General features: G+C 66.5%; 7 protein-coding genes. 5 read left to right on the top strand and 2 right to left on the bottom strand.

The annotated features are described in order from the left end of the window. Positions 1 to 1,441: 1,441 nt before the first annotated feature. Positions 1,442 to 2,536, bottom strand: a complete 1,095-nt coding sequence (locus ABFO07_RS20700) for a potassium channel family protein (RefSeq protein WP_059565593.1) — start codon at positions 2,534 to 2,536, stop codon at positions 1,442 to 1,444. 563 nt (positions 2,537 to 3,099) lie between these two features. Here ABFO07_RS20700 and ABFO07_RS20695 point away from each other — a divergent pair. From ABFO07_RS20695 to ABFO07_RS20680, 4 genes are all read left to right on the top strand, one after another. Further along, positions 3,100 to 5,301, top strand: a complete 2,202-nt coding sequence (locus ABFO07_RS20695) for a type I secretion system permease/ATPase (RefSeq protein WP_347469503.1) — start codon at positions 3,100 to 3,102, stop codon at positions 5,299 to 5,301. Further along, positions 5,285 to 6,709, top strand: coding sequence for an HlyD family type I secretion periplasmic adaptor subunit (locus tag ABFO07_RS20690; protein ID WP_347469502.1), 1,425 nt, complete (start codon positions 5,285 to 5,287; stop codon positions 6,707 to 6,709). The genes ABFO07_RS20695 and ABFO07_RS20690 overlap by 17 nt, the downstream gene beginning before the upstream one ends. 93 nt (positions 6,710 to 6,802) lie before the next feature. Further along, positions 6,803 to 15,487, top strand: coding sequence for a beta strand repeat-containing protein (locus tag ABFO07_RS20685; protein WP_347469501.1), 8,685 nt, complete (start codon positions 6,803 to 6,805; stop codon positions 15,485 to 15,487). Between the two features lie 274 nt (positions 15,488 to 15,761). Then, a complete protein-coding gene (locus tag ABFO07_RS20680) occupies positions 15,762 to 17,135 on the top strand; it encodes a TolC family outer membrane protein (RefSeq protein WP_347469500.1) in 1,374 nt (457 codons plus the stop codon). A gap of 84 nt (positions 17,136 to 17,219) precedes the next feature. On the opposite strand, the gene ABFO07_RS20675 is transcribed toward ABFO07_RS20680, so the two are convergent. Then, entirely contained in the window at positions 17,220 to 18,548 is a 1,329-nt protein-coding gene (locus ABFO07_RS20675; protein WP_059905937.1) for an NAD(P)/FAD-dependent oxidoreductase, read from the bottom strand. Positions 18,549 to 18,782: 234 nt separating this feature from the next. Between ABFO07_RS20675 and ABFO07_RS20670 the strand changes: the two genes are divergently transcribed. After that, positions 18,783 to 19,637 (top strand): helix-turn-helix domain-containing protein, encoded by an 855-nt coding sequence (locus tag ABFO07_RS20670; protein WP_059562852.1) that lies wholly within the window; start codon positions 18,783 to 18,785, stop codon positions 19,635 to 19,637. The last annotated feature ends 11 nt before the right edge of the window (positions 19,638 to 19,648 follow it).

Here is a 19,648-nt window from a genome sequence, read left to right as displayed (position 1 = left end):
CCCGGCTGTTATTGCTCTCTCAGAACCGCGACTGCGTGTATCGAATAATATGACGTCGCGATTACATATTCTTTCACCATCCTTTCGTATCGGGTACTAATTCCCGCTGCGCGTGAGGAGTGATTTGAATCGCTTCGTCGGAAAAGACAAACTCAGATGATATGGCAATTCGCGAATTTGTCGTAGGGTGAATCGTCAACGCGAATACCAGCGATTGTTAAATCGAATTCGAGAGATACCCAATTTCAATGACACCAATGCAAAGCGTGTCGACGGCATGCGATATTCGCGGACCACTTGTTGAAGTACGTAGATACTGCTAATGGTGTCCGTTCGTGCGCTAATCGTGTCCAACGATTCCGCTAATGCGGGGCGGCGAACGTCAAGCTGAGGCAGTGAGCAGCGGCGGGTCGCTGGCGACGTATTTCATCGACGTGCGCTCAATTCCAAACGATGGTTTTGAGGCGCGACATGGGCGTACACCACGGCTCAATGTCGACAGCCTCCACCACCCTGGAAAACAGGCATTAAAGTCGCGCCCCCCAGCTTGGGACGAGAGATATATTGTTGCGCACGCACCCAATTTGTTGATCATCGGTTACGTGCACACCATGCTCTCGTCACGAGCGACTTTCCTCATTACGCCGCTCGTGAGCCACATCTGACATTGCAAGCTCTTGAAGGCGCATTAGCAAAATCTTCGCACATACATCCCCCTTTGTTGCATGAGCGCAACGCGTGCGGACACGAAAAGAACATCGCTCTCAGCCTTTGCTGACGGCGCTACCACGAGTTTGCCCATTAGCAGAATCTATGGTCACTGTTAGCAGAAACTTCGAACGGCAACAGAAGTCGGGGAAATCGGTCGCCGACACGCAGCGCCCGGCAGCGGCCACGTTACCGGAATCTCGGCGGCGGCGGGACCCCGACCGGCGCACCGCGAATTCTCTCCGCGCTGCGGTGAGAATTCAGCCCCCGTCGCTCCCAGCACTATCACTCACTGACTTCGGCGCGCTCGCGCCCGATCACTTCGGTGCCAGCCATGCCGGAACTCGAGACGTGGCGGGCCGCCGCCCGCGCATGAACGGGGGGCACGCGACGATCGTTCACCTCCGAGGCGGCCTCGCGGAGAGCGGTGCAAGCGGGACGTCGGCGGCGCCGTCAGCGGATCCCGCCGGCCGGCGATTTAGTCGTTTGAGCGGCCCCATGCGGGTACTCGGCGAGAATGTCCAGAAATGAAGGGTAACATAGCCCTCACTATGTTCCCCTTCACATCTCGCGATCGAGTGCTGCGACCTCGACGAGGTGGTATGCCCTCCCGGAGATCCCTCGCCGTCCCAGGATTCGATGAGCCCCGGTCGCGTGTTGATACGTATCAACACCAGCGCAAAATAGACCCGTAACCACTTGAATTTATTTTGTTATTTATAAAACACGAACTTCACACATCCGGATCCGGAATCCGCGCCGACTGAATCACGACCAGCGTATCCCCCGCCTCGATCCGGCACGGCGGATCCTCGTAGAACGAGTGAATCTTCCCGCCCCTATCGAGCCCGACGACGATCGCGCCCGGCACGACGTTCGTCATGCAGCCGATCTCGTGCTTCATCGCCGGCCGCTCGACCAGCGTCGCGCGGCCGCGGGTCGACAGCATGTCGTTGACGAACGGCACGATGTAGCGGCTGTGCACCGCATCGGCGAGCAGCAGCGCGCCGATCTTCGTCGACGACACGATCACGTCCGCGCCCGCCTGGCGCAATTGCCGCTGATACAGGTTCTCCTGGATGCGCACGACGATCTTCGTGTCGGGCGCGATGCTGCGCACCGACAGCGTCAGCAGGATCGCGGTCGGATCGTCGGTCACCGAGATAATCACCGCCTTCGCGGCGCGCACCTGCGCCTGCTGCAGCAGGTCCTCGTGCGCGGGGTCGCCGAGCAGCCCGGTCACGCCGAGCGACGTCGCGGCCTCGAGCGCCTGCTGCTGCGCGTCGATCACGATCACCGTCGCCGGATCGACGCCGCTTTCGAGCAGCTCGCGCACGGCGATCGAGCCTGACAGGCCGTAGCCGCACACGACGATGTGATCGGTCAGTTGTTTTTGCAGGCGTTTCATGCGGAATTCCTCGACAACGCGCTGGATCACGAACTGATACGCCGTGCCCAGGAAGATGAACCAGATGCCGATGCGGATCGGCACGATGAAGAATGCATCGATCAGCCGCGCCCGCGCGGTGACCGGCACGATGTCGCCGTAGCCGACCGTCGCGACCGTGACCATCGTGAAATAGACGAGATCGGCGATGCCCATCGGCGTGCTCTTCGTCGAATCGCGCAGGCCGTCGCGATCGAGATACAGCACGAGGAATGCGAGCGCGCACAGGAACACGACGAGGGCGAGGCGGAACAGCAGCGTGCGATGCGGCGACGTCGCTGGGCGCGTGAACAGCGTGCGTGCGCGCGGCGCCTGCCACGGGTTGCGGGCGCGCCGCAGGCGAGAGCGCAACGACCGGCGCTGGGCGGATGGCGAAGCCAACGGGCAATCTCCTGATGGATAAGGGGTCGATTCTACGATGGGCGGGCGCGCCTGCGGCAAGCCTGCCGGCCCCCCGGCCTTACCCACGTTGCATCGGCGATACGTCGCGACACCCCGGACGTTTCAGCGCTGAAACATTTCTCGAGGCCGGGCCCAGCGCCCCGCTTGCGCCACGGCGACGGTTCGCCACCGCCCTGCTGCCCTGCCATCTTGATCCGCGCACGAGAGCGTAAGCGCCGCCGCGCATCGCGCCGCGCACGTCCGCAACGCCCCCCGAATCAATTCGTATCAGAGCCGAAACAAAATCGCCATTCGCGCCGGCCGGCCGGCTCGCGCAAGCACGCATCGCCATGCTGCGCGCGCCCGCCGCCGCATCTGGCCCGCTACTTGCTGTTGCTCCGACGTAAGGCAGTAGTCGACAAGCAGTCGCACCAAGCGACGAACATCGAACGAACAACATCGGGGTAGCGCATGAGCACGACAGAGCGCTTGACGGCGGGGATATCCGCGCCGGGGGGACTGCCGCACCGGTCCGACCGTCACCTGCGTGGCGGCGTACTGTAATGCATGCCGCAACGACGGACGCCGCGGCGGGCGCGGCGGGCGCGACAGGCGCGCGTACATGGGATCTGCCCCACGGATCGGGCATCGAGGACGATCCGCTGCTGGGCTGCCTGCTCGTGCTGACGCGGCTGTTCGACCGGCCGGTGGGCGCCGACGCGCTCGTGGCCGGCCTGCCGCTGGCCGGCCAGCGCCTGACGCCGGCGCTGTTCATCCGGGCCGCGTCGCGCGCGGGCCTCTCCGCCAAACTGGCCCGGCGCGCGCTCGACGACATCCCGAACGCGGTCTTGCCCGTCGTGCTGCTGCTGAACGACGGGCAGGCATGCGTGCTGGTTCGCAGAAACGCGTCCGGCACCGTGCAGGTGATCCTTCCCGAAACCGGCTGCGGCGAGGCAGCGCTCGCCCCGGCCGAGCTCGCGCAACGCCATGCCGGCCTCGTGCTGTTCGCGCGCCCCGCCCACCGGTTCGACGCGCGCGACGCGGAAAGCGCCGTGCCGCGCCCGCGCAACTGGTTCTGGGGCGTGGTCGCGCAGTCGTGGCCGATTTACGCGGAAGTGATGCTCGCGTCGATGCTGGTCAACCTGTTCGCGCTGGCCATGCCGCTGTTCACGATGAACGTCTACGACCGGGTCGTGCCGAACCACGCGCTCGAGACGTTGTGGGCGCTGGCGGCCGGCATCGTGCTCGTGATCGTGTTCGACGTGGTGATGCGCACGTTGCGCGGCTATTTCATCGACATGGCCGGCAAGAAGATCGACGTGATCCTGTCCGCCAACCTGTTCGAAAAAGTGCTCGGCATCCGGATGGCCGCGCGCCCGCCGTCGGTCGGCGGATTCGCGTCGCAGATCCAGGAATTCGAAGCGGTGCGCGATTTCCTCACGTCGGCCACCGCGGCGGCGCTGATCGACCTGCCGTTTTCGATCGTGTTCATCGCGGCGATGTTCTGGGTCGGCGGCGGGCTCGGCTGGCTGCCGCTGATGGCGCTGCCGCTCGTGATCGGCGCGGGCGTCGCCGTGCAGGGGCCGCTCGCACGGGCCGTGCAGGCCAGCCAGCGCCACGCGAGCCAGCGGCAGGCGCTGCTGATCGAAACGCTGGTCGGCCTCGAAACGATCAAGGTCAACGGCGCGGAAGGGCCGATGCAGGCCCGCTGGGAACAGTTGCTGGGCGAAATCGCGCGGCTCGGGCTCAAGTCGCGCCTGCTGTCGGGATGCGCGGTCAATTTCGCGATGTTCTCCCAACAGGCGGCCTATCTCGCCGTGGTGCTGTGCGGCGTCTACATGATTGGCGACGACCGGCTCACGACCGGCGGCCTGATCGCCTGCACGACCCTGACGGGCCGCGCGCTGGCGCCGATGGGCCAGGTGGCGTCGCTGCTGACCCGCTACCACCAGTCCCGCAGCGCGCTGGCATCGATCAGCGGCGTGATGAACCTGCCCGGCGAGCGCCCGGCCGACCAGCGCTTCGTGCACCGGCCGGCACTGCGCGGCGAGATCGAATTCCGGAACGTCGGCTTCGCGTACCCGGGCCAGAGCGGCACGTCGCTCGACGGCGTGTCGTTCCGCATCGCCGCGGGCGAGCGCGTCGGCATCATCGGACGCGTCGGCTCGGGCAAGACCACGATCGAAAAACTCATCCTGGGGCTCTATCCGCCCGCTTCCGGCAACGTGCTGATCGACGGCATCGAGCTGCGCCAGTACGATCCCGCCGCGCTGCGGCGCGGGATCGGCCACGTGCCGCAGGACGTGATGCTGTTCAACGGCACCGTGCGGGACAACATCGTGCTGGGCGCGCCCGGCGTGGACGACGACGCCGTGCTGCGCGCCGCGCAGGTCGCCGGGGTCGCCGACTTCGTCAACCGCTTGCCGAACGGCTTCGATCTCGCCGTCGGCGAGCGCGGCGAAGCGTTGTCCGGCGGACAGCGTCAAGCGGTCGCAATCGCCCGCGCGATGTTGCTGTCGCCGCAGGTGCTGTTGCTCGACGAGCCCAGCAGCGCGATGGACAACCGGTCCGAGGAACTGTTCAAGGCGCGGCTCGCGGCCCGCCTCGAGGGCCGCACGCTGCTGCTCGTCACGCATCGCCCGTCGCTGCTCACGCTCGTCGACCGCCTGATCGTGATGGATCAGGGCCGCGTCGTCGCCGACGGCCCGAAGGACCAGGTCCTGGCCGCGCTTGCAGGGAGGACGCTCCATGTCGCTGCTGGCTGAACCCGACGGCGCGGATACGCCGACGATGAACCGCGCCGCGGCGCTCAAGGCGCTGGCCGCGCGGATCGGCGCGGCCCTCAAGCCGCGCGCCGACGATACGGCGTTCATGCGCGAGCGCTGCGCGGCGGCAATGGAAGGGCCGCGCTATTTCAGCCACTGGATACTCTGGGCGACGCTCGCCTTCTTCGTCATCGCCCTCGCCTGGGCCGCGTTCGCCGAAGTGGACGAAGTGACCGTCGGCGAAGGCAAGGTGATCCCGTCCAGCCGGGTGCAGGTGGTGCAGAACCTCGAGGGCGGCATCGTCTCCGAGATCATGGTGCGCGTGGGACAGGTCGTGCAGAAAGGCCAGCCGCTGATGCGCATCGACGATACGCGCTTCACGTCGTCGTACAAGGAAGGACAGGCGAAGGATGCCGCGCTGCTTGCCCGGATCGCGCGCCTCACCGCCGAGGCGAACGGCACCGCGTTCGTCGCGCCCGATCGGCTGGCGCAGACGAGCCCCGGCCTGCTCGACGAGGAGCGCTCGCTGTTCGAATCGCGCCAGCGCGAATTGCAGGCCAATCTGGACGTGTTGAGGCAACAGGCCGAACAACATCGCCAGGAGCTCGCGGAGAAACGTTCGCGCCAGGCGCAGCTTCAGCATAGCTATGGCCTCGTCGCGAAGGAGCTGGCGCTGACGAGCCCGCTCGTGCAGAAAGGCGCGGTATCCGATGTCGAAGTCCTGCGGCTCGAACGGCAGGCCAACGACATGAAAGGCGACCTCGACGCGACGCGGCTGGCGATGCCGCGGCTGGAAGCCGCCTATCGCGAAGCGCGCCAGAAGATCGACGAAACGACCGCGCACTTCCGCGCCGACGCGATGAAGGAGCTGAACCAGGCGCGCGCCGAACAGTCCGCGCTGAGCGCGGCCAATGTGGCGCTCGAGGATCGCGTCACGCGCACGCTGGTGCGGGCGCCGCTGAAGGGCATGGTCAAGCAGATCAAGATCAACACCGTCGGCGGCGTGATCCAGCCGGGGATGGATCTGCTGGAGATCGTGCCGCTGGACGACACGCTGCTGATCGAAGCGCGCGTGCGGCCCGCGGACATCGCGTTCCTGCATCCGGGGCAGGACGCGACGGTCAAGCTCTCCGCGTACGACTTTTCCATCTACGGCGGCTTTCCGGCCGTCGTCGAGGACATCAGCGCCGACACGATCGTGCCCGACCGCCCCGGCGAGAAACCCGACAGCTACTACCGCGTGCTGGTGCGCACCCGGCAGAACAAGCCGAGCGGCCGCAGCCAGCCGGTCGCGATCGTGCCGGGCATGATCGCGACGGTCGACATCCGGACCGGCCGCCGGACCGTATTGCATTACCTGCTCAAGCCCGTCATCAAGACCAAGGACATGGCGTTGCGCGAGCGCTGACACGACGATCGATTTGCAGATCCGCGGGCGAGCGTCGCATCGGGCGGCGGAACGCCTGCATCAATACACATTGGACAGGACGGGGAGCACGACATGGCGACGACTTCGAACGGCACCGCGGTGTCCATGGGCAATACGCCTCAGGCGACAAACGACGTGTTTACGTCGGCGCAGACCGGGCTCACCGACAATACGCTCACCACCGTCTACCTGAACGTGATGGCGAACGATCTCGGTGGCGCGGCCAAGACGCTCTACTCGCTCGACTCCGGCACCGAAGCGACCGTCGCGCTCGAGCAGACCGCGCTGCTGACGCAGGACACGGCGAGAGCCGAAGCCGTGAGCATGGATTACAGCGCGCACGGCGCGCACATCTGGATCACGTCGGACGGCAAGGTCGGGTACGATGCGAGCCACCTCGATGCGTCATGGCTGTCGAACAGCTTCAATACGCTCGGCTATGCGCAGGACAGCTTCACGTACGCGATCCGGCTGGGCAACGGCACGCTGAGCTGGGCGACCGCCTATGTCAACATTGCGCCGCCCGCCCCTGTCGTCGCGCTGGCGCACGACACGGGCTGTTCTGCCGCCGACAACATCACGTCGGACTGCACACTTTCGGTCGGCGGAGTCGCACACGGCGCGACCATTCAGTACAGCACCGACAACGGCGCGCACTGGAACACGAGCTTCAGCGCGGTCGAGGGAACGAATACCGTGCTGGTCCGGCAGATCGATGTCGCCGGCAATGTGTCGGCGGCGGCGTCCTGCTGTTTCACGCTCGATACGGCCGCGGCTGTGGCGCCTGGCGTGGCGTTGGCGGTCGATTCGGGGAGCAGCGGCGTCGATCACGTCACGAATGTCGGTACGCTGAATGTGACCGGGGTTCAGAGTGGCGCGACCGTGCAGTACAGCGTCGATGGCGGTGCGCATTGGGGCACCAGCTTCGGTGCGATCGAGGGCACGAACAACGTGCAGGTGCGGCAGGTTGACGTTGCAGGCAATGCGTCGGCGGCGACGTCGTTCAGCTTCACGCTCGATACGTCGGCGGCTGCGCCGGGTGTCGCGCTGGCGGTCGATTCGGGCAGCAGTGCTGTTGATCACGTCACCAACGTCGGCACATTGAACCTGACCGGGGTCGAGAGCGGCGCCACCGTGCAGTACAGCGTGGATGGCGGCGCGCACTGGAGCACCAGCTTCAGCGCCGTCGAAGGTGTGAACAACGTGCAGGTTCGGCAGGTTGACGTCGCGGGCAATGCGTCGGCGGCAACGTCGTTCAACTTCACGCTCGACACGTCGGCTGCTGCGCCCGGTGTCGCGCTGGCGGTCGATTCGGGCAGCAGTGCTGTCGATCACGTCACCAACGTCGGCACATTGAACCTGACCGGTGTCGAAACCGGCGCCACCGTGCAGTACAGCGTCGAAGGCGGTGCGCACTGGAGCACCAGTTTCAGCGCCGTCGCAGGATTGAACAACGTTCAGGTCCGGCAGATCGACGTCGCGGGCAATACGTCGGCGGCGACCTCGTTCAGCTTCACGCTCGATACGTCGGCTGCCGCGCCCGTCGTCGCGCTCACCACCGACTCCGGCAGCAGCGCATCCGATCACATCACCAACGTCGGCACGCTGAACCTCACCGGCATCGAAACCGGCGCGACCGTGCAGTACAGCGTCGACGATGGCGGCCATTGGAACACCAGCTTCAGCGCCGTCGAAGGCACGAACAACGTCCAGGTCCGCCAGATCGACGTGGCAGGCAATACGTCGTCGGCAACCTCCTTCAGCTTCACGCTTGACACGTCGGCCGCCGCGCCCGGTGTGGCGCTCACCACCGATTCCGGCAGCAGCGCTGTTGATCACATCACCAATATCGGCACGCTGAATCTGACCGGGGTCGAGAGCGGCGCCACCGTGCAGTACAGCGTCGATGGCGGCGCGCACTGGAGCACCAGTTTCAGCGCCGTCGCAGACACAAACAACGTCCAGGTTCGCCAGATCGACGTGGCCGGCAATACGTCGTCGGCGACCTCCTTCAGCTTCACGCTCGATACCTCGGCTGCTGCGCCGGGTGTCGCGCTGGCGGTCGATTCGGGCAGCAGTGCTGTTGATCACGTCACCAACGTCGGCACATTGAACCTGACCGGCGTCGAAACCGGCGCCACCGTGCAGTACAGCATCGACAATGGCGGCCATTGGAACACCAGCTTCAGCGCGGTCGAAGGCGTGAACGACGTACAGGTCCGGCAAACCGATATCGCCGGCAATACGTCGTCGGCAACCTCGCTCAGCTTCACGCTCGATACGTCAGCTGCCGCCCCGGGCGTCGCGCTCGCCACCGATTCCGGCAGCAGCGCGTCCGATCACGTCACCAACATCGGCTCGCTGAACCTGACCGGTGTCGAGACCGGCGCGACCGTCGAATATTCGATCGATGGCGGTCACACCTGGAACACCAGCTTCAGCGCCGTCGAAGGCCTGAACGACGTGCAGGTCCGGCAGACCGACATCGCCGGCAACACCTCCAACCCGGCTTCGTTCAGCTTCACGCTCGATACCTCGGCGGCTGCGCCGGGTGTCGCGCTGGCGGTCGATTCGGGCAGCAGTGCGTCCGATCACGTCACCAACGTCGGCACGCTGAACCTCACCGGTGTCGAAACCGGCGCCACCGTCGAATACTCGATCGACGGTGGTCATACCTGGAGCACCAGCTTCAGCGCGGTCGAAGGCCTGAACGACGTCCAAGTCCGGCAGACCGACATCGCCGGCAACACGTCCGTTCCGACTTCGTTCGGCTTCACGCTCGATACCTCGGCTGCCGCCCCGGGCGTGGCGCTCACCACCGATTCGGGCAGCAATGCCTCCGACCACGTCACCAACGCCGGCACGCTGAACCTGACCGGTGTCGAGACCGGTGCCACCGTCGAATACTCGATCGACGGCGGTCATACCTGGAGCACCAGCTTCAGCGCCGTCGAAGGCCTGAACGACGTCCAAGTCCGGCAGACCGATATCGCCAGCAACACGTCCGATCCGACTTCGTTCAGCTTCACGCTCGACACGTCGGCCGCCGCGCCCGGTGTGGCGCTCGCCACCGATTCGGGCAGCAGTGCCTCCGACCACGTCACCAATGTCGGCACGCTGAACCTGACGGGTGTCGAAACCGGCGCGACCGTTGAATACTCGACCGACGGCGGTCATACCTGGAGCACCAGTTTCAGCGCCGTCGAAGGCCTGAACGACGTGCAGGTCCGCCAGACCGATATCGCCGGCAACACGTCCGATCCGACGTCGTTCAGCTTTACGCTCGATACGTCGGCTGCTGCCCCCGGTGTCGCCCTGACCACCGACTCCGGCAGCAGCGCGTCTGATCACGTCACCAATGTCGGCACGCTGAACCTGACGGGCGTCGAAACCGGTGCCACCGTCGAATATTCGACCGATAGCGGTCATACCTGGAATACCAGCTTCAGTGCGGTCGAAGGCGTGAACGACGTACAGGTCCGGCAAACCGACATCGCCGGCAACACGTCCGATCCGACTTCGTTCGGCTTTACGCTCGATACGTCGGCTGCCGCACCGGGCGTGGCCCTGACTACCGATTCCGGCAGCAGCGCGTCCGACCACGTCACCAACGTCGGCACGCTGAACCTGTCCGGTGTCGAAACCGGCGCGGTCGTCGAATATTCGACCGATGGCGGCCACACCTGGAGCACCAGTTTCAATGCAACCGAAGGCCTGAACGACGTGCAGGTCCGCCAGACCGACATCGCCGGCAATACGTCGTCGGCGACGTCGTTCAGCTTCACGCTCGATACCTCGGCGGCTGCGCCGGGTGTCGCGCTGACGGTCGATTCGGGCAGCAGTGCGTCCGACCACATCACCAACGTCGGCACGCTGAACCTGTCCGGTGTCGAAACCGGCGCGGTCGTCGAATATTCGACCGATGGCGGCCACACCTGGAGCACCAGTTTCAATGCAACCGAAGGCCTGAACGACGTGCAGGTCCGGCAGACCGACATCGCCGGCAATACGTCGTCGGCGACGTCGTTCAGCTTCACGCTCGATACCTCGGCGGCTGCGCCGGGTGTCGCGCTGACGGTCGATTCGGGCAGCAGTGCGTCCGACCACATCACCAACGTCGGCACGCTGAACCTGTCCGGTGTCAAAACCGGCGCGGTCGTCGAATATTCGACCGATGGCGGCCACACCTGGAATACCAGCTTCTGCGCCGTCGAAGGCCTGAACGACGTGCAGGTCCGGCAGACCGACATCGCCGGCAATACGTCGTCGGCGACGTCGTTCAGCTTCACGCTCGATACCTCGGCGGCTGCGCCGGGTGTCGCGCTGACGGTCGATTCGGGCAGCAGTGCGTCCGACCACATCACCAACGTCGGCACGCTGAACCTGTCCGGTGTCGAAACCGGCGCGGTCGTCGAATATTCGACCGATGGCGGCCACACCTGGAGCACCAGTTTCAATGCAACCGAAGGCCTGAACGACGTGCAGGTCCGCCAGACCGACATCGCCGGCAACACATCCGATCCGACGTCGTTCAGCTTCACGCTCGACACGTCGGCCGCCGCACCGGGCGTGGCGCTCACCACCGATTCCGGCAGCAGCGCGTCCGATCACATCACCAATGTCGGCACGCTGAACCTGACCGGTGTCGAAACCGGCGCGACCGTCGAATACTCGATCGACGGTGGTCATACCTGGAGCACCAGCTTCAGCGCAACCGAAGGCGTGAACGACGTGCAGGTCCGGCAGACTGATATCGCCGGCAACACGTCCAACCCGACCTCGTTCAGCTTCACGCTCGATACGTCGGCTGCCGCACCCGGTGTCGCACTCACCACCGATTCCGGCAGCAGTGCCTCCGACCACGTCACCAACGTCGGTACGTTGAACCTCACCGGTATCGAAACCGGCGCCACCGTGCAATACAGCGTCGATAACGGTTCGCATTGGAACACCAGCTTCAGCGCGGTCGAAGGATTGAACAATGTGCAGGTCCGGCAGATCGACGTCGCCGGCAATACGTCGTCGGCGACCTCCTTCAGCTTCACGCTCGATACCTCGGCGGCCGCACCCGGTGTCGCCCTGACCACCGACTCCGGCAGCAGTGCGTCCGACCACGTCACTAACGTCGGCACGCTGAACCTCACCGGCATCGAAACCGGCGCCACCGTGCAGTACAGCGTCGATAACGGTGCGCACTGGAGCACCAGTTTCGGTGCCCTGGAGGGCACGAACAACGTGCAGGTCCGGCAGATCGATGTCGCGGGCAATACGTCGGCGGCAACGTCGTTCGGCTTCACGCTCGACACGTCGGCGGCTGCGCCCGGTGTCGCGCTGACCACCGATTCCGGCAGCAGCGCATCCGATCACGTCACCAACGTCGGCACGTTGAGCCTCACCGGCGTCGAGAATGGCGCCACCGTGCAGTACAGCGTCGATAATGGCGGCCATTGGAACACCAGCTTCAGCGCGGTCGAAGGCACAAACAACGTGCAGGTTCGCCAGATCGACGTCGCCGGCAATACCTCGTCGGCGACGTCGTTCAGCTTCACGCTCGATACGTCGGTGGCCGCACCCGGTGTCGCGCTGACCACCGACTCCGGCAGCAGCGCATCCGATCACATCACCAACGTCGGCACGCTGAACCTCACCGGCATCGAAACCGGCGCCACCGTGCAGTACAGCGTCGACAATGGCGGCCATTGGAACACCAGCTTCAGCGCCGTCGAAGGCACGAACAACGTGCAGGTTCGCCAGATCGACGTCGCCGGCAATACCTCGTCGGCGACGTCGTTCAGCTTCACGCTCGACACCTCGGCCGCCGCGCCCGGTGTCGCGCTGACCACCGATTCCGGCAGCAGCGCGTCCGACCACGTCACCAACGTCGGCACGCTGAACCTCACCGGTGTCGAAACCGGCGCCACCGTGCAATACAGCGTCGATAACGGTTCGCATTGGAACACCAGCTTCAGCGCGGTCGAAGGATTGAACAACGTCCAGGTCCGCCAGATCGACGTCGCCGGCAATACGTCGTCGGCGACCTCCTTCAGCTTCACGCTCGACACCTCGGCCGCCGCGCCCGGCGTCGCGCTGACCACCGATTCGGGCAGCAGTGCCTCCGACCACGTCACCAACGTCGGCACACTGAACCTCACCGGCATCGAAACCGGCGCCACCGTGCAATACAGCGTCGACAACGGTGCACACTGGAGCACCAGCTTCGGTGCCCTGGAGGGCACGAACAACGTCCAGGTCCGCCAGATCGACGTGGCAGGCAATACCTCGTCGGCGACGTCGTTCGGCTTCACGCTCGATACGTCGGCTGCCGCACCCGGTGTCGCGCTGACCACCGACTCCGGCAGCAGCGCCTCCGACCACGTCACCAACGTCGGCACGCTGAACCTGTCCGGTGTCGAAACCGGCGCGACCGTGCAGTACAGCGTCGACAATGGCGGCCATTGGAACACCAGTTTCAGCGCCGTCGCAGGCGCGAACAACGTCCAGGTCCGCCAGATCGACGTCGCCGGCAATACGTCGTCGGCGACCTCCTTCAGCTTCACGCTCGACACGTCGGCGGCCGCCCCCGGCGTCGCGCTCACCACCGATTCCGGCAGCAGCGCATCCGATCACATCACCAACGTCGGCACGCTGAACCTCACCGGCATCGAAACCGGCGCCACCGTGCAATACAGCGTCGACAATGGCGGCCATTGGAACACCAGCTTCAGCGCCGTCGAAGGCACGAACAACGTCCAGGTCCGCCAGATCGACGTCGCCGGCAATACCTCGTCGGCGACGTCGTTCAGCTTCACGCTCGATACGTCGGCGGCCGCACCCGGTGTCGCCCTGACCACCGACTCCGGCAGCAGCGCCTCCGACCACGTCACCAACGTCGGCACGCTGAACCTCACCGGCATCGAAACCGGCGCCACCGTGCAATACAGCGTCGACAATGGCGGCCATTGGAACACCAGCTTCAGCGCCGTCGAAGGCACGAACAACGTCCAGGTCCGCCAGATCGACGTGGCGGGCAACATCTCGAACGCGACCAGCTTCAATTTCACGCTCGACACCACCGCCCCGTCCACGCTGTCGTGGCAATACAGCGGGAACACGCTCACAGCCACCACCGACACATCGAACGTCTGGAAAGTGACGGTCCACGACAACACCACCAACGCCGACTACAGCGCAACGCAGCAAAACGCCGGCACCTGGACCTTCACGCAACAGAGCCTCAACCTCAACAAGGACTCCCTCACCGTGACCGAGTGGGACACGGCAGGCAACACGCGATCCTCGACGCACGCGGCGCCCGCCGGCGTCGCCGGATCCGAGATCAATCTGGCGCTGGCCGATCCGTCGGGCCATGCGTCCGACCTCGCGGTGACGATCGCCGGCATCCCGTCCGGCTGGACGCTGAACGCCGGCACCGACCTCGGCAACGGCGCATGGCTCGTCCCGACGAGCGATCTCGGCGCACTCACCGTCACGCCGCCCGCTTCCTTCACGGGCGCCACGGTGCTCACCGTGACCGAAACCTGGACCGCCGCGGACGGCAGCCACCAGGCCGTCACGGTCGCCGACAACGTCGAAGCGTTCGCGGCCAACGCGCCGATCTTCGCGTGGTCGGGCGACGATCAGCTCACGGGATCCGCCGGTCACGACCTGTTCGTGTTCGCGCAGCCGATCGGCCACGACACGCTGCACAATCTCGACCTCGCCGCCGACAAGATCGACCTCGTCGGCTTCACCGGCATCACGAGCTTCAGCGACGTCCAGGCGCACATGACGGACGACGCCAACGGCAACGCGGTGATTGCACTGGGCGACGGCGCGACCATCACGGTGACGGGCGTTCACGCCACCGACCTCACCAGCGACAATTTCGTGTTCGACCAGGAGGCGGTCACGACCAACGCCGGCGTCATGACGGTCAACGACGGCGCGATGCTTCCCGTCGGCGGCACGATCGACAACACGGGCACGATCGCGCTCGGATCGACGGGCGACCTGACCCGGTTCGAGGTGCTCGTCAAGAGCGCGACGCTGGAAGGCGGCGGACACGTGACGCTGTCGGACGACAGCCACAACGTCATCTTCGGCAGCACGCCGGACGCGACGCTCGTCAACGTCGACAACACGATCGCCGGGGCCGGCCAGCTCGGCGCCGGCCAGCTGACGCTCGTCAACGAAGGGACGATCGTCGCCAGCGGCGCCAACGCGCTCGTGATCGACACGGGCGCCCACGCCGTCGTCAATACGGGCACGCTCGAGGCAACGGGCAGCGGCGGCCTCGTGATCGACAGCGCCGTGGCGAACACGGGCAACCTGTGGGCCAACAACGGCAACCTGACGATCCACGGCGACGTGACGGGCGCCGGCAGCGCGACGATCAGCGGCGCCGCGACCCTGGAGTTCGGCGGCGCGTCCGCGGAAAACACGACGTTCGCCGACGGCGCCGCCGGCACGCTCAAGCTGGACCAGTCCGCCGGCTTCACCGGCACGGTCAGCGGCTTCGGCGCGGCCGATACGCTCGATCTCGCGGATGTCCTGTTCAACGACCACACGACGCTCAGCTTCACGGCCAACGACACCGGAACGGGCGGCACGCTGACCGTCAGCGACGGCGCCCACACGGCGCAGGTTGCGCTGCAGGGCAACCTGTCGGCCGGCGGCTTCCAGCTTTCGCACGATCAAGGCAGCGGCACCGTCGTCACTTACACCCCGCCGCCGCTGCCCCACGTCCAGGAGGTCTAGCCGGCCGGAACGCCCCGCGAGCGACGCGTGCACGCGCGATCGAATGCAGCACGCCGTCGCTCGCGGCGGCAGGTCCGACGCATCCTGCGCAGCGCACCGACGCGAATATCTTCACGGGAAATCCGTCGAATGGACTAAGCTGCCAGAAGGCGCAACGTGATTCCGGCGAGCTGCGCCGGCCGCATGATTCCGAGCATCGCGAAATATCCGATCGTGCCTGAGCCGTGCTGCTTGCTGGCAGCCGTCAGGCGACAGGCGACAGGAAACCGAGTCGATGAACCGAAACTGCCCGCTGCTAGCCGTGCTCGCACTCGCGTCGGCGCTTGCCGCCGCCTCGTCGCTCGCCGCCGCGCAAAGTCTCCAGGAAGCAGTCGAGCAAGCGATCAGAACCAACCCCGAAGTCCGCGCCACCACGTATAACCGCGAAGCGGCCGATCAGGGCCTGAAGCAGGCGCGGGCCGGCTACTGGCCGCGCGTGGACGTCGACGCGTCGATCGGCAAGGAGCAGCGCGACGATGTGGAGACCCGCCTGCTCGGCCTGAACCGGACCACGTTCACGCATCGCAACGCCAACGTGACGTTGTCGCAGATGCTGTTCGACGGCTTCGCGGTCAGGAGCGAAGTGGCGCGTCAGCAGGCGCGCATCGACTCGTCCGCCAATCGCGTCGCCTCCACGTCGGAGGACGTGGCGCTGCGCGTGGTGGGCGCCTATCTCGAAGTGCTGCGCCGCCGGGAGACGACGGCCGCCGCCGAGGACAACCTCGAATCCCATCGCCGGATCCACGACCAGATCAAGCTGCGCAGCGACCGCGGCGTCGGGCGCCGCGCCGACCTTTACCAGGCGGAAAGCCGGCTGGCGCTGGCCCAGGACAACTTGCGCACCGAGCAAAGCAGCCTGAAGGATGCCGAAGTGGCTTACGCCCGTCTCGTAGGCTCGGCGCCGGATGCGCTCGTCAAGCCGGTGGCGCCGGAAGGCGCGCTGCCGCCGACCGAACGCCTCGCGCTGGACGCGGCGCTGGCGAACCACCCGTCGCTCGCCGGCGCCGAGGCGGACGTGGCCCAGGCACGCGCGCGGTACGACGGCGCCAAGGCCGCGCTGTGGCCGCGCCTCGACCTGGAGCTCAGCGCGAGCCACGACCGCGACGGCGTGCTCGGGCCGACCAACGACCGCCGCGTGATGCTGCGTCTTCGCTACAACCTGTTCCAAGGGGGCGCCGACAAGGCGCGCATCGGCGAAGCGCACGCGCAGATCCGCGAAGCGGAAGAGGAACGCAACCGCACGCGCCTCGAAATCCAGGAAAGCGTTTCGCATGCGTACAACGCGTACCTCACCGCGCGCGACCGGATGGTCGTGCTCAAGCAGTACGTCGATTCCAGTGCGGCGACGCGCGAAGCGTACATGCTGCAGTTCGGCATCGGGCAGCGCTCGCTGCTCGATCTGCTCAATGCCGAGAACGAGTATTACAGCGCGCGCATCGATTACATCGGCGGCCAGTATGCGGAAGCCGCGAGCGCCTACCGGGTGTTCGCCGGCATGGGACAGTTGCTCGACACGCTGCACGTCGGGCGGCCGGCCGAGGCGTGGGGAGCAGGCAGCGCGCGGCCGGCGGTCGCCTTCAATCGCGGCGCCCAGGACACCGGGAAATGACACTCGCCCGGGCGGCGCGGCTGACCGGACCCGGCGCGCTCATCGGATGAAGGCCTCGGGCATTCGGCCCGCGCGCGCCGCCCGTCACAGCATGCTGCGCGGCCGCACCATCGTGCCGTCGACGAAACGCCGCGCGCGGAACGCGGCGAGGTCGAGCGACGGCGCGCCGGTGTCGACCCATTCGGCGAGCAGCCGGCCGACGATCGGCCCCATCGCGAAGCCGTGACCGCAGAAGCCGGTCGCGATCGCGAGCCCGGCGGGCGTGCCCGGCGCGTCGATCACCGGAATGCCGTCGGGCAGCACGTCGATCAGGCCGGCCCACGCCTCGACGACCTGCGCATCCTTCAGCGCCGGAAAGATCGCCTTCAGCTTCGCGAGCGCGCGCGGCGCGTGCGCGCGGTTCGGCTGCGGCTGCGGATCGCGCGGCTCGATCGGGCCGGGCCCGCCGCCGATGCGCGCGACCAGGTCGCGCCATGCTGCACCATTCAGGTGCAGCCGGAATTTCTCGCGCTGCGACCAGAATTCCGGCCAGAACACGCTCAGCCCACGCAGGTGGCCGAGCGTCAGGTCGACGTCCACCTGCATGTCGTCGGCCAGATTGATCGCGCCGTTGCTGCGCTGGCGGATGCCGAGGCCGTGCCCCCAGATCGTCGACGCGGACACGGGCGGCAGCACGTTGGTGCGCATGCAGGTGCCGCGCACGGCCTGCTGCGGCAGCCGGATCCCGAGCGCGTCGAGCAGCCGGAAGCTCGCCGCGCCGGCCGCGCAGATCACGCGCGACGTGCGGATCGCGCCGCGCTCGGTCATGACGCCGACGACCGCGCCGCCGGCCGTCTCGATCGCCGTCACGCCGCAGCCCTCGAAGAACCGCGCGCCGGCTTCGCGCGCACGCGCGGCGAACGCGGCGGCCACGCGCCGCGGCTCGGCCTGGCCGTCGCTCGCGGTGTAGAGGCCGCCGAGCGCGGGCGCGGCGAGGCCGTTCACGTGCTCGCCGATCTGCGCGGGCGTCAGCGTGCGCGTGTCGAGCCCGTGGTCGCGTGCGACATTCAGCCACGCCTGGAACGACGCCCAGTCCGCTTCGTTGTCCGCAATATAGAGACAGCCGCCCTGACGCCATTCGAGATCGAAACCGAGGGCGGCCTCTAATCCTTCCCAGATCCGCATGCCGGCCATCATCAGCGGCACCTCGGCCGCCTCGCGCCCCTGCTGGCGCACGAAGCCCCACGCGCGCGTGGACTGCTGCCCGGCGAGCCGGGACTTGTCGAGCACGACGGCCTTCAGGCCGCGCAAACCCAGGTAGTACGCGGCTGCGCAGCCCATGATGCCGGCGCCGGCGATCACCACGTCGGCCTCGGCCGGAAAGGCCGCGTCGGCATGCGTAAGCGTGTCGTGAAGCGGGTACGTTGTCGTCATTATTTCTTGTTGGTGAGTAATGCGCGAAACTCGGGATCGCGCCCCGTAACGTTGCGAAACACCTTTCACACAATCGCACCTATCGCAACGAGGAACCGATGCCATTTTGCGGTAAAGTTATCTTTTCCGCGCGTGGCCGGTCGGCTCGCCACCGGACATCGCAACCGATTGTCCGCCGAGTTCCGCCGCAAGGCGTCGTCCTGAACGTCATTCGACCCGATCCGTTCCCGTAGCATGACCACTGAAGCAATCACCACGGATTCCCTCGCGGTTGCCGAGCGCGTGCGCGAGCTGATGACTCGCAACGGCATCGGCAAGCGGCAGCAGACCACCGAGCTGTGCCGTATCCTCGACCTCAGCTTTTCCCAGGGCCACCGCAAGCTGCGCGGCAGCAGCCCGTGGACCCTCTCGCAGATCAAGAAGGTTGCCGAAGCGTACGGCGAGCCCGCCGCGCAGCTGTTCGGCGCGCAGACGCTCGACCCCGGCATGGTCGGCGCGTATTCGCAGGAAGCCGTGCTGTACGCGGGGGTCGCCGAGATCCCGTGCACCGCCTGGATCGGCGCGCCGCTCGAGGCAGGCGCGCGCCCCGAGTTCGTCGCGTACGAGCAGAACGGCCGCTGGCGCGTGCTGCGCCATAGCGGCGTGCTCTACCAGAACGCGTACGACGTGCACAAGATCGAGATCTACCCGCGCCGCGCGGAGAACGACAAGCTGCTCGTCGCCGTGATCGACCCCGATCGCGTCAGCGCAACCGAGCTGTGCCGCTATCTCGAACGGCAGGGTTTTGCGACGGCCGCATTCGACGGCCTCGCCGCCTTCGTCGACGCGCTGCAGGGCCAGGCGTTCGACGCCGTCGTCACCGAATGGCTGTTCGACGACTGCACGGCCGCCACCGCGATCAAGGCGGTGCGCACGTCCGACAACCCGGGCGCGCCGATCTTCGTGCTGACCGGCGACCTGCTCACCGGCCGCGCGAGCGAGGCCGACATCAGCGAAGCGATCCGCGCGTTCGACGCGGTCTGCTACGAAAAGCCCGCACGCATGGCGATCCTCAGCGCGGATCTCGCGAAACGGCTCGCGCGCGGCTGAGCGCCGCGCGC

The organism is Burkholderia stagnalis (assembly GCF_039848545.1).
GTDB lineage: Bacteria > Pseudomonadota > Gammaproteobacteria > Burkholderiales > Burkholderiaceae > Burkholderia > Burkholderia stagnalis.
The sequence above is the reverse complement of the archived record's forward strand: the minus strand, read 5'-3'. Positions and strand labels throughout refer to the sequence as shown.